The organism is Pseudoalteromonas sp. MMG012, from assembly GCF_018100875.1.
GTDB classification, from domain to species: domain Bacteria; phylum Pseudomonadota; class Gammaproteobacteria; order Enterobacterales; family Alteromonadaceae; genus Pseudoalteromonas; species Pseudoalteromonas aurantia.
Map to the genome: position 1 here is coordinate 105326 of NZ_JAGJEF010000008.1, position 14453 is coordinate 119778.

Annotated in this window: 13 protein-coding genes; 10 read left to right on the forward strand and 3 right to left on the reverse strand. The window is 39.9% G+C overall.

Annotated elements, in window-relative coordinates; translation table 11 throughout:
* Positions 1 to 45 precede the first annotated feature (45 nt).
* The 3 genes from J8L97_RS04695 (at position 46) to J8L97_RS04705 (ending at position 3206) form a co-directional block, all read left to right on the forward strand.
* Positions 46 to 723, forward strand: a complete 678-nt coding sequence (locus J8L97_RS04695; protein ID WP_192505817.1) for a TIGR00153 family protein — start codon at positions 46 to 48, stop codon at positions 721 to 723.
* Positions 724 to 760: 37 nt separating this feature from the next.
* The gene (locus J8L97_RS04700; protein WP_192505816.1) at positions 761 to 2029 is read left to right on the forward strand and encodes an inorganic phosphate transporter; all 1269 of its coding nucleotides are present in this window, start codon (positions 761 to 763) and stop codon (positions 2027 to 2029) included.
* 271 nt (positions 2030 to 2300) lie between these two features.
* Positions 2301 to 3206: a hydrogen peroxide-inducible genes activator gene (locus tag J8L97_RS04705; protein WP_211048067.1), complete on the forward strand. Its 906-nt coding sequence runs from the start codon at positions 2301 to 2303 to the stop codon at positions 3204 to 3206.
* 63 nt (positions 3207 to 3269) lie between these two features.
* Here J8L97_RS04705 and J8L97_RS04710 read toward each other — a convergent pair whose 3' ends face one another.
* Together J8L97_RS04710 and J8L97_RS04715 are read right to left on the reverse strand one after the other, a co-directional pair.
* Positions 3270 to 3470: a hypothetical protein gene (locus J8L97_RS04710; RefSeq protein ID WP_192505814.1), complete on the reverse strand. Its 201-nt coding sequence runs from the start codon at positions 3468 to 3470 to the stop codon at positions 3270 to 3272.
* Between the two features lie 156 nt (positions 3471 to 3626).
* Positions 3627 to 6134, reverse strand: a complete 2508-nt coding sequence (locus J8L97_RS04715) for an EAL domain-containing protein (protein ID WP_211048068.1) — start codon at positions 6132 to 6134, stop codon at positions 3627 to 3629.
* 253 nt (positions 6135 to 6387) lie between these two features.
* Between J8L97_RS04715 and queA the strand changes: the two genes are divergently transcribed.
* From queA to J8L97_RS04745, 6 genes are all read left to right on the forward strand, one after another.
* The gene (gene queA / locus J8L97_RS04720) at positions 6388 to 7428 is read left to right on the forward strand and encodes a tRNA preQ1(34) S-adenosylmethionine ribosyltransferase-isomerase QueA (RefSeq protein WP_192506067.1); all 1041 of its coding nucleotides are present in this window, start codon (positions 6388 to 6390) and stop codon (positions 7426 to 7428) included.
* A gap of 206 nt (positions 7429 to 7634) precedes the next feature.
* On the forward strand, positions 7635 to 8765 hold the full coding sequence (gene tgt / locus J8L97_RS04725; protein WP_192505812.1) for a tRNA guanosine(34) transglycosylase Tgt: 1131 nt from the start codon (positions 7635 to 7637) through the stop codon (positions 8763 to 8765).
* 33 nt (positions 8766 to 8798) lie between these two features.
* Positions 8799 to 9137 (forward strand): preprotein translocase subunit YajC, encoded by a 339-nt coding sequence (gene yajC, locus J8L97_RS04730; RefSeq protein ID WP_010364031.1) that lies wholly within the window; start codon positions 8799 to 8801, stop codon positions 9135 to 9137.
* A gap of 28 nt (positions 9138 to 9165) precedes the next feature.
* Complete coding sequence (gene secD / locus J8L97_RS04735; protein WP_211048069.1) at positions 9166 to 11025, forward strand: protein translocase subunit SecD; 1860 nt, start codon at positions 9166 to 9168, stop codon at positions 11023 to 11025.
* Between the two features lie 9 nt (positions 11026 to 11034).
* On the forward strand, positions 11035 to 11979 hold the full coding sequence (gene secF, locus J8L97_RS04740) for a protein translocase subunit SecF (RefSeq protein ID WP_211048070.1): 945 nt from the start codon (positions 11035 to 11037) through the stop codon (positions 11977 to 11979).
* A 109-nt stretch (positions 11980 to 12088) separates the two neighbouring features.
* Positions 12089 to 12616, forward strand: coding sequence for a hypothetical protein (locus J8L97_RS04745; RefSeq protein ID WP_192505809.1), 528 nt, complete (start codon positions 12089 to 12091; stop codon positions 12614 to 12616).
* Positions 12617 to 12662: 46 nt separating this feature from the next.
* On the opposite strand, the gene J8L97_RS04750 is transcribed toward J8L97_RS04745, so the two are convergent.
* A complete protein-coding gene (locus J8L97_RS04750) occupies positions 12663 to 13805 on the reverse strand; it encodes a M23 family metallopeptidase (protein WP_211048071.1) in 1143 nt (380 codons plus the stop codon).
* A 267-nt stretch (positions 13806 to 14072) separates the two neighbouring features.
* Here J8L97_RS04750 and J8L97_RS04755 point away from each other — a divergent pair, with 267 nt between their 5' ends.
* On the forward strand, positions 14073 to 14225 hold the full coding sequence (locus J8L97_RS04755; protein WP_192505807.1) for a hypothetical protein: 153 nt from the start codon (positions 14073 to 14075) through the stop codon (positions 14223 to 14225).
* Positions 14226 to 14453: the final 228 nt, after the last annotated feature.

Here is a 14453-nt window from a genome sequence, read left to right on the forward strand (position 1 = left end):
AAAATTCGTGCTGCAAAGCATATAAATATGATTTAAGGGTCAATTATGCCTACAAACGCGTTTTTAGGAGTATTTGCAAAATCTCCTATTAAGCCAGTGGAAGAACACATTAAAATAGTACATGAGGCGAGTAAGTCTTTGGTGCCATTTTTTAATCATGTTTTCAAAGGGGAATGGACAGAAGCGGAAGCGCTACGAGTTCAGATCCGCAATCTAGAGCGCGAAGCAGATGTTTTAAAACGTGAAGTACGTTTACAGCTTCCTCGTGGTCTTTTTATGCCAGTAGAACGAACAGATCTATTGGAATTAATTACCCACCAAGACAAAATCGCCAATAAAGCGAAAGACATCGCAGGTCGCGTTGTTGGACGTGAAATGGAGATCCCTGAGTCTATCCAAGTTTACTTCCTTACCTACTTGCAACGTTGTGTTGATGCTACAAAACAGGCATCGAAAGCGATCAACGAACTTGACGAACTATTGGAAACCGGTTTTAGAGGTCGCGAAGTGACCTTGGTAGAAAAAATGTTAGTTGAGTTGGATGCAATTGAGCAAGACACGGATGATATGCAAATAATAATCCGCCGAGAATTACGAGCGGTTGAAAGTGAACTAAATCCAATTGATGTGATGTTTTTATATAAAATCATTGAATGGGTTGGTGAGCTTGCAGATATTGCAGAACGTGTTGGTTCGAGATTAGAAGTAATGCTTGCGCGTTAATCTAAAGATAATAGTTTTAAAAAAGTAAGGTTTTACAATGGATATCATTGCATCCTACGGTACCATGTTGGTGCTTTTAGCTGCCGCAGTGGGTTTTTTTATGGCTTATGGTATTGGTGCGAATGACGTTGCCAATGCGATGGGTACTTCGGTTGGTTCTAAAGCACTAACTATTAAGCAAGCAATTATTATTGCTATGATCTTTGAATTCGCTGGTGCGTATCTGGCAGGTGGAGAAGTGACATCAACAATCCGAAAAGGGATCATTGATGCCGCGCCATTTGCGGATATTCCTGAGCTGATGGTGTTAGGTATGATCTCAGCACTATTTGCAGCCGGAACATGGTTACTATTGGCGTCAGTGCTGGGTTGGCCTGTATCAACAACACATTCGATTATTGGTGCCATTATTGGTTTTGCCCTAGTTGCGGTAGGTAGTGAAGCGATTCAATGGGATAAAGTTGCGGGAATTGTGGGGAGTTGGATTGTGACTCCTGCAATATCAGGTTTTATTGCTTATCTCATATTTATGAGTGCGCAGAAACTCATATTTGACACAGAGCAGCCACTAAAGAATGCAAAACGCTTTGTGCCTATCTATATGGGCCTTGCCGGCTTCGTTATGTCTTTGGTAACGATCAAAAAGGGTTTGAAGCACATAGGCATTAACTTAGGCACTTTTGAAGGTTATGCTTTGGCTATCGGTATTGCTGTTGTCATCGGTATTATCGGTAAGTTTGTGATAGATCGTATGAAAATGGATCCACAAGCTGATAAACAAATGCAATTTAATAACGTTGAGAAAGTATTCGCTATCTTAATGGTATTGACGGCTTGTTGTATGGCATTTGCACATGGTTCAAATGATGTTGCTAATGCGATTGGTCCACTTGCTGCTGTTGTTAACATTGTTGAAAACAATGGGGAAATTGCTAAGAAAGCGGCAATTGCTTGGTGGATCTTACCTTTAGGCGGGTTCGGTATTGTTGCAGGTCTAGCCATTTTAGGTAAAAAAGTAATAAAAACAATTGGTGAAGGGATCACACATTTAACACCTAGCCGAGGCTTTGCCGCTGAATTAGCAGCTGCTTCAACAGTTGTTATCGCCTCAGGAACTGGTCTTCCAATTTCTACTACACAAACATTAGTGGGTGCGGTGTTAGGGGTTGGTATGGCACGTGGTATTGCGGCATTGAATATGTCAGTGGTAAGAAACATTGTAGTTTCTTGGGTAATCACATTGCCAGTTGGCGCTGCCCTTGCTATTGTTATATTCTACATATTAAGAACCGCATTTGGCGTGTAATTAATAAAACAGACTTTTAGCTTGAAAAGATCTCAATACTCTAGGTATTGGGGTCTTTTTATTTTTTAATCGCTTATAAGTCACGGTTCTTCAAGTTTGCATTTTTTGCCTAGTTGGTACCCTCAAATAAAAATGTGTTAATCATATTAAAATATTACCCATATATCTAGGAGTGCACTTTAAGCAATTGATATAAGCAAATTGTTTTCCTTGCCTGGCATCAAGGTTATACTGCTACTATCTATCTCAAGCCGTAGCAAAGTTTTATACAGTGAATAACTTACCTAGTATCAAGCAACTTCAATATTTAATCGCAGTGCATCAACACCAGCATTTTGGCAGAGCTGCTGAAGCATGCTTTATCGGTCAATCGACACTAAGTAGCGCGATTCAAACACTGGAAGAAACTCTGGGGTGTCAACTCATAGAACGAGAAAATCGCAGTCTGATGTTTACTGATATCGGAGAGGAGGTCGTTGTTCGTGCAAAAAAAATAATTGCGGATATGATGAGCGTAAAAGAATTAACTAAAAGTTATAAACACCCTTTATCTGGCAAGCTTACTTTAGGCGTGATCCCTACTATTGCGAGTTTTATTGCTGCACCACTATATCAGTTCTGTAAACAACAATTCCCGCAGTTACAACTTGTTTTGGTCGAAGACACCAGTGATCGCCTGTTAGATAAGCTGGAGCATGGTCATATTGATATGGGCATGCTTGCATTGCCTTATCATACTGACAAATTTCACACTCAAATTTTAGCGCAAGATCACTTTTCTCTGGTGCACCACAAAGAGTATCTCGTAGCCGACGGCGTTGAAGATTTTAATTTATTGCCAGAACAAAGTGTGTTTTTACTAGAAAAGGAGCACTGTATGACAGGCCATGCACTTAGCGCATGTCATTTAAACCGCAGTGCATGCATAAACCCCTTTGAAGCTGCAAATTTGCATACCTTATTAAGTATGGTGGAGTATCAAAATGGTGTGACGTTTTTGCCTAAAATGGCAATTAATGCGGGCATTTTAGATGGAAAAAACATGACGGCAAAAGCTTCTCAAGCAGATGCCTATCGCGAAATTGGATTATTGTGGCGAAAAACCACAGGTCGAATTCGTGACTTTAGACTGTTCAGTGAGCAAGTGGGTGTATTTGTTTCTGAACAGTGTAAGTAAACAAAATAAAAAATGGGTGCATCACGCACCCATTAAAGAGACTAACTAATGTTAATTGATCACTTATAGTGGCTGTTCAAAGTTCCTAGCACTATTGAGATTTGGTAAAAACAATAAATATACCCACACCACTAAATTGAAGTAAGGTATTAGTGCAAGTGTTATAAACAACTTGTTCGGGTAACCTTTATTTAGTGAGATACGGTAGCATTGCTGTGCGACGATAAAATGAACCGTCAATAAAAATGAAATCAGTAGTAGCATAATAACACTCCTCGATATCCATAGCGTGATGTAGCTCAATCCATTGAATGTCCACTAGAAAAGAATAAATCAATGACTTAGGTGGACATCTTCACATTAGAGTAATTATAGATGATTTTTTGACAAGGAAAAGAGGGCCCTTGCAATTATTTTTTATCAACTTGTTTTACTGGCTAAAATAGTTTCTAAATTGTCTTTTAACGCTGAAATAGGCATGGGTCTAGCAATGAAATAGCCTTGACCATAATCGACACCTATGTCTTTAAGGGCTAAAAAAATCTCAATGTTTTCAACATACTCAGCGACAGAGCGTTTATCTAATGAGTGACTTATATCATGTACCGCTTTTACCAATGCGAGGTCAATGGGGTCATTAAGCATATCTCGAACAAATGATCCGTCAATTTTAACGTGCTGCGCAGGCAACTGTTTTAAGTAGCTAAAAGTGCTAAATCCAGTACCAAAATCATCAATCGAAAAGTGGCAACCAAGCTGATTTAACTTAGCTATCATGGTTTGTGTTGCGTTTAAGTTGTTAATACTCGCTGATTCAGTTATTTCAAATATAATATGTTCAGCAGGCACTTGATATTCAATCAAACACGCTTGTATATGCGGTAATAAGCGCTCATCTAAGAAAGAGTGTGCAGAGAGGTTAATGGCAATTTGATTGAGCTCCTGATGCTCTGCAACGTCTTTAATGGCTTGTTTAATTACGCACTTGTCCATGAGGAAAGTATCGTTGAGCAGCTCTAAAGCGGGAATAAAGTGGTTTGGATAAACGAGTTCATCATTAATTTTTAGACGCAGGAGGGTTTCATAGTAAGCAACCGTGTTCTTTTTGAAGTCCCAAATAGCTTGATAATGTAGTTCGATATGGTTATTTTGCAGTGCTTGCCTCACACTGTGGCCCCACTCAAGTCCCGTCTGTAACGTGTTATTTTGAGCGTCTTCTTTGTTATAGCAATGTACTAGGTTACGACCTAAATTTTTTGCTATGTAAAGTGCAATATCAGCTTGTTTAAGGCACTCATTTGCATCATGGTTACTGGGGGTTATTTGTGTCAGTCCAATAGAGCAGCTAATTGAATAGCTATGCTCTTCTGAATGAAAAATATGTTTTTCGATAGCAACACAGATACTTTCGGCCGCTAAATGGGCATCGAGTAAATTAATATTTTTTAAAATGACTGCAAATTCATCACCGCCGATACGGAAAATTAAATGCTCATCATCGATATTGCTGCCAAATAGTTGCGACACTTCTTTTAATACGATATCTCCTTGTTGATGGCCTTTACTATCGTTGATGATTTTGAAATGGTCTAAATCTATGTATAAAAGGGCGTGCTCGGTTGTCGAGTTAGGTTCAATTTTACTGCATAACAACTGCAATTGCTGATCGAAATAGTAGCGATTATGCAAGCCAGTTAAAGTATCGTGTAGCGCGAGATGACGCAACTGTAATTCGGCTTGCTTACGTTCATGAATATTGTCTAAAGTAGCTGTGATTGTCGCTCGATTGGTACTATTTTTTATCAATTGAAAGCGGCATTCTGTCCATATACTGTGCGCTTGTTGGTGAACAAGCTTAAGCTCTAGTTGAGCATGTTGTAACTCACCAGATAAGATATTGCCAAGTGTTTTTTGTAATGTCTCTTGATGTTCTATACCAAAATAATCACACAACCCTTTACCAATACTGGCTTTTATTCGGTACCCAGAGAGAGACTCCCAAGCTGGGTTTATAAAACGTATATGGCCTTGTGTATCCAGTTCCATAACTACGGTGTTTAAGTGTAACAAGATACGCTGATGTGCTGAAAAAAGTTCTTTATAGCGATGTTCACTGCGACTTAACAAAGAGACTTTATCGGCAAACTCGGCATAACTCACCATGAAATCTTCGCGTCGAGCGGCATGATCACATACTTTTCCGAGCATAGAAATATCATATGGTGCACGAACAAAGTCAGTGACACCCAGAAGTAGCAACTGCTCAGCATAATCAGCGTCTTTATTGTCGATAATCGTGACGATTGCTTGGTTGGGGTTGTGCTCTAAAATACTATCAACTAATTCTTTAGCCGCTTCAGCATGGGTGGCGGTAGCATCTAGCAGTACAATAGAGTATTGATGTTGTAAAAATTGCGATAACGCGGCATTAGCTGTTGTGACATGTGTACACGAGAAGTTCAGTGCCAAATGTTGGCAAATTTCATTGGCTCGTTGAGTATCGCTTTCGAGTAATAATAGATCCAAACGACTACTTTTTTCTAAATGTGTCGATAGTACATTAGCTAAAACTTGAGGCAACATCTCTTGGCGTTCGAATGGTAATACTGCATCGATACTGTAGCTGCGGGCGGTTGTTTCGGCAATGCGCTCGCAATAAATCGGCGGTATGAGAACAATCGGCGTATTTTTTGGGGTTTGAAGTAACCCTGAACGGATCATCCTAGCGAAGCGCCAGCCATCTATTTTTCCGACATCTAACCCCGTTATGATCAAATCAACCGCTTGTTTCTTTAATACTTGTAAAGCAGCTTGGCTATCTGCACGTTCAATGAATTGAAACACATCTAAATTAGAGAGTGTTTGTTTTATCGCGCAGCGTTCTTCATTGCTCGCGTTCACAATTAGCAAGTTAAGTTGTCTTGCCATGGTTACAACCTTAAACCCATGTCAGTCTTTAGTAACAATCCGTACCTCTAGCTATAGTAATGTCACAAGTAATTGTTTCTAATTGGCTATCTAGTGTAACTCGCATATCCAACTCCTTTGGTGCGTTGCGCTTTTTTGTCAGCAGCCAGCAATCAGGCTAGGTTAATGCTATTTTTGCAAGGTTACAAGCACTTGATTTAGGCTTTTAGGATCTCTAGACTTGGCGCCAATTAAGATATTGAGAGAAGTTGCCATGCGCGTTGCTGATTTTAGCTTTGAATTACCAGATGAATTAATTGCTCGTCATCCTAAAAAAGAACGAACAAGTAGTCGTTTACTCACCTTAAACGGTAATAGTGGCCAGCTTGATCATAAAACCTTTAAAGACATTATCGACATGCTCGAACCGAATGACTTGATGGTGTTTAATAATACAAAAGTTATCCCTGCTAGGATGTTTGGACAAAAAGCGTCAGGTGGTAAAGTAGAAGTACTGGTTGAACGGGTCCTTGATGAGCATAGGGTGCTGGCACATGTACGTGCTAGCAAATCACCTAAGCCTGGCACTGAACTTATTCTTGAAGGTAAGGCTCAGGCAACGATGGTGGCGCGTCATGGAGAACTGTTTGAATTAAAATTTGCGGGTGAGCAAACCGTGCTAACTATTTTAGATGATATTGGTCATATGCCGTTGCCTCCTTATATCGACAGACCTGATGAAGATGAAGATAAAGAGCGCTATCAAACCGTCTACAATGAGAAACCTGGTGCAGTCGCAGCACCAACAGCTGGGTTACACTTTGATGAAGCGCTACTTGAACAAATTAAAAACAAAGGGATTGAAACTGCTTTTATTACGCTACATGTCGGCGCAGGGACTTTTCAACCGGTGCGTGTAGATGAGATAGATGATCATGTTATGCACTCTGAATATATTGAAGTGCCAGATAATGTGGTTGCAGCCATTGCGAGAACAAAAGCCAAAGGGGGGAGAGTTGTTGCTGTGGGAACAACCTCAGTACGCTCACTTGAATCAGCAGCCAAAGCAAGTGACAGCGAGTTAAAAGCGTTTTATGGTGATACTGATATATTTATTTACCCAGGTTATGAGTTTCAAGTCGTGGATGCAATGGTGACTAACTTTCATTTACCCGAGTCGACTCTAATTATGTTGGTGAGCGCATTTTCTGGCCAAGCGCATATTATGAGTGCATATCACACTGCGGTTGAAGAGCAATACCGTTTTTTCAGTTACGGTGATGCAATGTTTTTAACAAAACAAACCCAAAAGTAGTAATTAAACAAGCCCAGACCTCACTGGGCTTGTTAACAAAATCATCACTTTTAGTCTTCACTTGCTTTAAAAGTCAAATTTCGGCCCAATAATTAGAATTGCACCCATAAACAAGGTAGAATCGAGCAGATTTTTTAACCTGATTATTAACGACTAACTGTTAATAGCTGTTTATGTTGGACTGTTTTTCCGACTTTGAGGTAATAATGAAATTTGAATTAGATCGTACTGACGGAAAAGCGCGCCGTGGCCGCTTGATTTTTGACCGTGGTGTTGTAGAAACCCCCGCGTTTATGCCTGTAGGTACGTACGGTACAGTAAAAGGTATGACGCCAGATGAGTTAAAAGGCACTGGCGCTGAAATTTGCTTAGGTAACACCTTTCATTTGATGCTGCGTCCGGGCACTGAAATCATCAAACAACATGGTGATTTACACGATTTTATGAATTGGGATAAACCAATTCTTACTGACTCAGGTGGCTTCCAAGTATTTAGTTTAGGGGCGATGCGTAAAATCTCTGAGGAAGGCGTTTTATTTCAATCGCCGGTTAATGGTGAGAAAATAATGTTGTCACCTGAGAAAGCGATGCAGGTACAGTGTGACTTAGGGTCTGACATTGTTATGATTTTTGATGAATGTACGCCATACCCAGCGACTGAAAAAGAAGCGCGTGATTCAATGGAATTATCATTGCGTTGGGCTAAACGCTCAAAAGAAGGACATGGTGATAACCCTTCCGCTTTGTTTGGGATCATTCAAGGAGGCATGTACCCTGAGCTGCGTGCGGTATCACAAAAAGGATTAGAAGAAATAGGCTTTGACGGTTATGCACTCGGAGGCTTGTCAGTCGGCGAACCAAAAGAAGATATGATTCGTATTTTGGACAATTGTGCATATAAAATGCCTGAAGATAAACCTCGTTATTTAATGGGGGTGGGTAAGCCTGAAGATTTAGTAGAAGCTGTGCGTCGCGGTATTGATATGTTTGACTGTGTTATGCCAACAAGAAATGCGCGTAATGGTCATTTATTCATTACAGGCGGGGTGATAAAAATCCGCAATGCTGTACATAAAACAGATACGGGGCCGTTAGACCCTGAGTGCGATTGTCATACGTGTGAGGGGTACTCTCGCGCTTACCTACATCACTTAGATAAATGTAATGAAATTCTAGGCGCACGTTTAAATACTATTCATAATTTACGTTACTATCAACGTGTTATGGAAGGGTTGCGCAATGCAATTAGTGAAGGTAAATTGGATGAATTTGTTGCTGATTTCTATTCACGCCGTAATTTACCAGTACCGCCACTGGCTGATACTACAACAAATTAAATAGCAAATTTTAAAAATTAAAGAGGAAGTATTATGAGTTTATTTATGTCGAGTGCACATGCAAGCACGGCAGGCGCAGCACCTGCAGGTGGTGGTATGGAAATGTTGATCATGTTAGCCGTATTTGGCTTGGTGTTCTACTTCCTAATTTACCGTCCACAAGCGAAGCGTGTAAAAGAACATAAAAGTTTGATGGGAGCGTTGGGCAAAGGTGACGAGGTTTTAACACAAGGCGGTTTAGTTGGGAAAATATCAAAAGTATCTGATGACAAAGACTTTGTTGTTGTGGCTTTAAATGATCAAGCAGAAGTAACAGTTCAAAAATCAGCAATTTCGGCAGTGTTACCTAAAGGTACAATGAAGTCGCTATAATACATAACAATAAAAAAGGGATAGTCCAGTGTTAAACAAGTATCCAATGTGGAAATACTTACTTGTTCTCGCTGTGTTAGCGGTGGGCATTTTATATGCTTCACCAAACTTGTATGGCCGAGATCCGGCCATACAAGTTTCTGGTACTAAAGGTGCTAGTGCTGATTTAAGCGTAGTAGATCAAGTAAATAAAACACTTAACGATAATAATGTCACTGTTAAATCAACGGTGTTAGAAAATGGGCAAGTGCTAATACGCTTTAAAAATGTCGAAGAGCAGTTAAAAGCTCAAGATATTTTGCGTGACTCATTAAGTGAAGAGTATATTTCTGCAATAAATATGAGCCCAGCTCAACCTGAGTGGTTAAAAAACTTAGGTGGTAATCCAATGAAACTCGGGTTGGATTTAAGTGGCGGTGTACATTTTACTATGGAAGTAGATATGGTCACTGCGCTAGATAATGCGTTAGAAACCATGGAGCAAGATTTTAAGAGCGATTTACGTGGTGAAAAACTGCGTTATCGCAGCGTTCGACGAGTTTCCGGTAGTGAGCGTATTCAAGTTGTAATGCGTGGTGATACAGATAGGGATGCAGCAGAGCGTTTCCTAAAAGGGCGTTACCCTCTTTATACATTTATTAATGATAGCAGTAATGATTTAGCTTTTTTTGCGAGTCTTTCACCGCAAAAATTTAAAGAAATTCGTGAATACGCCATCAAACAAAATGAAACGATTATTCGTAATCGTATTAACCAACTTGGGGTTGCAGAGCCGAATGTTCAACGCCAAGGCGCTGAGCGTATTATTGTTCAGTTACCTGGTGTACAAGATACAGCCCGTGCAAAAGAGATCTTAGGTGCAACGGCAACGCTAGAGTTTCGTGAAGTAGATGAAAACGCAGATGTGCGTTCAGCAGCACAAGGTAGAGTACCCCCTGGAACTGAAGTAATTAATCATAAAGATGGCTATCCAGTAGTCATGAAGAAGCGCGTTATTTTAGCTGGTACACATATCACAGGTGCCCAATCAGGTGTTGATGAGTATCAACGTCCTCAGGTGAGTATTAGCCTCGATAGTAAAGGTGGTGCAAAAATGAGTGCCTTTACTAAACGAGCTGTTGGTAAACGAATGGCGACGGTTTTCATTGAATATAAGCCATCAGGCAAAAAAGATGAAAATGGTAAAGCATTACCGCCCATTAAGGTAGAAGAAGTTATTAACGTTGCGACTATTCAGTCCCGGTTAAATAACTCATTCCGAATTACTGGTATTGATAACCCAGCTGAAGCACATAACTTAAGTTTACTGTTACGCGCAGGCGCATTGGTTGCTCCAATCCAAATTGTTGAAGAGCGCACTGTAGGCCCAAGTCTCGGTCAAGAGAACATAGAGGCAGGTATGACAGCCGTGGTGCTAGGTTTTGCATTTGTATTAGCATTTATGTTGGCGTATTACAAAGGTTTTGGCTTGGTTGCTAATTTGGCGTTAGCTGCAAATTTAGTATTGATCATTGGTGTAATGTCTATGATCCCTGGCGCTACTCTTACGTTGCCAGGTATTGCAGGTATTGTACTGACTGTTGGTATGGCGGTTGATGCCAATGTATTGATATTTGAACGTATACGTGAGGAACTAGCCGATGGACGTAGTCCGCAGCAGGCGGTACACCAAGGGTATGATAGTGCATTTAGTACTATATTTGATGCAAATATTACGACGTTAATCGCAGCTGTGATTTTGTTCTCAGTAGGTACAGGTCCTATTGCAGGTTTCGCAGTGACACTCGCGATTGGTATATTAACGTCTATGTTTACAGCCATTATTGGTACACGTGCGGTGATAAATTTCTTCATCGGTGGTAAACGCATCGATAAGCTTTCAATTTAGGGGAACGAAATGCAGTTATTAAAATTGAAAGACACCATTCGTTTTATGTCGGCACGCAAGTTAACGATGGCATTTTCCGCATTGCTGATTGTTGCATCGATTGCGTCTATGGCAATACGAGGTTTGAACTTTGGTTTGGACTTTACTGGTGGAACCGCAGTGGAAGTTGGCTTTTCTCAGCCCGCTGATCTAAAGAAAATTCGTTCGGTATTAGCTGAAAATGGTTTTGCTGATGCGTCAGTACAATTATTTGGTACCAGCCAAGAAGTTTTGGTTCGATTGGCACCACGTGGTGATGATGTTAAAGCTGAAGAAATTGGTAATCAGCTAGTTGCAGCCTTACAACAAGCTGATAGCAGTGTTGAAATGCGCCGTATTGAATTTGTGGGTCCAAGTGTTGGTGAAGATCTTAAAGAGCAAGGTGGTTTAGCGATGCTAACCGCTTTAATTTGTATCTTGCTGTATGTTGCATTTAGATTTGAGTGGCGATTTGCGGTTGGTGCTGTTGCTGCACTGTTCCATGATGTGATCTTAACAATGGGGCTATTCTCGCTTCTAGATTTAGAGTTTGACTTAACCATACTAGCGGCCATTCTTGCGGTGATAGGTTACTCACTCAATGATACGATTGTTGTCTCAGATCGTATCCGTGAAAACTTCCGTAAAGTACGTATTGATGACACATTAGAAATAATTAATATTTCATTGACGCAAACACTTAACCGTACGTTAGTTACTTCAATTACAACCATTCTTGTGCTTGTAGCCTTGTTTGTTTGGGGTGGCCAAACAATTCACGGCTTTGCGACTGCACTATTGTTTGGTGTTTTTATTGGTACTTATTCTTCGGTATATGTTGCCAGTTCAGTTGCAGTGGCCATGGGAGTAAGTAAAGAAGACCTTATTCCTGTTGAAGTTGAGAAAGAAGGTGCTGATTTAGACGTTATGCCATAAGTGCTAATATCCATATTGAAAAAGCCACACTTAGTGTGGCTTTTTTTGTTTCAATAAAATGACACATGAGTATAATGAGAATCGTTTTCAATCATACTTTGAGGTTCTTATGTATAAACAGTTGGTAATTTTGCTAGCTGCAGCCAGTTTGACTGCATGTTCAGAAAAGGAAGAAGTCGCACAGGTACAGTCGGCACCTGTTGAAAAAGCTGAAACTACGCTTCAGGCATATAAGAGTCAGGCTAAATCCTTGTTAGCAGATATTAGAACTCAAAATACGGCTCAAGAATTAGAGCAAAGCTCAGCTAACTTAGTCAAAACTTCTCGTAAATTAATTTCGGAATTTACCTTGAAGTACCCTCAGTGCCAAACATATTTAGGGGCACTAGATGCAGCAGCAGATGTGATCCCGACACTGCCATTAGAAGAAATTGAAACGGGATATCATGCCGATGGTAAACTCCCGAAGTTTGATGACCCCGTTTGTTATCATGCAAAAGATTTATTAGTGCACCCAGCAACAGTTCAAGCGATTGCTAAACTTGGCTTTAAATCTGATACAGCTTATCAAGATGCGGAGCTTGAAATTGTTGAAGTGATTGCGCATTTCGATCAAGTAGAACGCGCTCTAAATTAAGAACTAAAATAAAGGGCTGTATTTGAACAGCCCTTTATAGGTTGTATTATTTATAGAGCGCCCTCCAAGCACACGTTCTATATCCATTTTTCTCAAAATAAAAATTTCGGCAATTGTCATCATAATTACTGTTACCAACATCTATTCTATAGTTGCTGATGTACCAGTTATGCAGTGATGTGAAGCGTCCATTACTTAGCAAAGAAAAATGTACATGCGGTCCACTAGATTGCCCGCCTTGGCATAGTGCTTGGTCTTTTTTATTGGCATAACGACCTAGCCATGCACCAGAATTAATTACATCCCCTGTTTGGTAGCGTAAATTACTCATATGATAATATTGTGTGGCGTAACCACTAGAGTGGGTTACGCGTATATTACATGACGAGTATCGAGTTACCGTACCACCGTGGGCAGCTTGCACCCAAGGAGTGTTACTCCCCCAACCACCAGAGCCATTATTAAAATCTAAAGAAGAGTAAGGGTAGCCTGAACCCGTATTTGAATGGGCACCGCCGCTATACCATGCGTAGCCTGAAGGCCATGGAAAGCTCATATAAAAGCTATTGCTTGGATTTACCTGTATTTTAGCTGTTTGGTTTTGTGAAAGTAAGAGAGATGTATTGCTGAGAGTGTCATATATACTAACTAACTCATGTAAAGAGTTATAGGGTACGACCTGTGCGCTCATTAGCACGCTGAGCAAACTTGCAGTAGCTGAGTTTGTGCGGCTTTGAAACGGTTTTTTCTCAACTTGGTAAAAGCGTTGATTCAGTATTAGTGCTAAATCTTGGATTTGAGCAGCAAAACCTACTTTGTCGCTTAATGTGCCAAAAGGCGACAATACATTCGATTTAGTTGGCTTGCTTAGTACGTTGCTCTGTAGCTCCATTAATGCCAATAAAAGTTTGGGATTAATGCTAGAGTGTCCAGCCCAATGTAGTAAGGTTGTTTTCCATTCTAATAGATGTGGTGCATTACTATAGAAGAGGGCATCCCAGTCTTCGTTTTGCAATTCGTTGTTATATACAAATTCACTCTGATCTATGGCTATTACTGAGTGTGTGATTGCTTGAATTCGCGCAGTGTGTTTTGAGCTAAGCGCTTTTGTTTCGTGATGTTGTCCTTGTGCTTGAACAAACCCCATTATAGGTAATGTGAGGAGTGAAAAGCATAGTATTGATTTCATATTGTATCCTTATCTTCTTTGATGTATTCCTTATATGTATATAAACCTGATAATAAATTGTAAAATAAATGGTTAAAAAATATACACTTATCTGTATTGTATGATTTACGAATAGCCTATTCCAGTGTGGTTATTAGAATGCATTTAATTTAAAAGTCGATGTATTATAGTGCTTTGCTCTTTTAGAGATGAAAACTTAATTGCTAATATTGCAAAAGTGCTTAGCTGAGCTATTTTTATCTTTACACTACATTGTGGGATGTCTTTATGAAACCGATTATTTTTATAGAGCAGCTTGAAGCATTGCTAGAAGAGCGTAAATTTAAAGATCGTCGTCAATTAAAGCAGATTGTCCATCCTTTATTTGAACGACGAATATCTCATAGGAGAAAAGCACACCATTGTTCCGTTATGAAATAATGTATTTAAGCAGTTTAATAAGTTAGTTTGCAGGAAAGCGAATTAACTTTAATGGTATGAGAATTGATTACGGCCAATACATGCTACTTTGACCTAAGTTCAAAATAGAAAAGTAAACTTAAAAGCGGCGCTATTTTGTACGTAAAACATACTGGGTGTTTTTTTTATGTACTAAAAAAGTACTTTTCGAGTGATATGCGCTCGAACACGTTATTTTTATCACTTTTC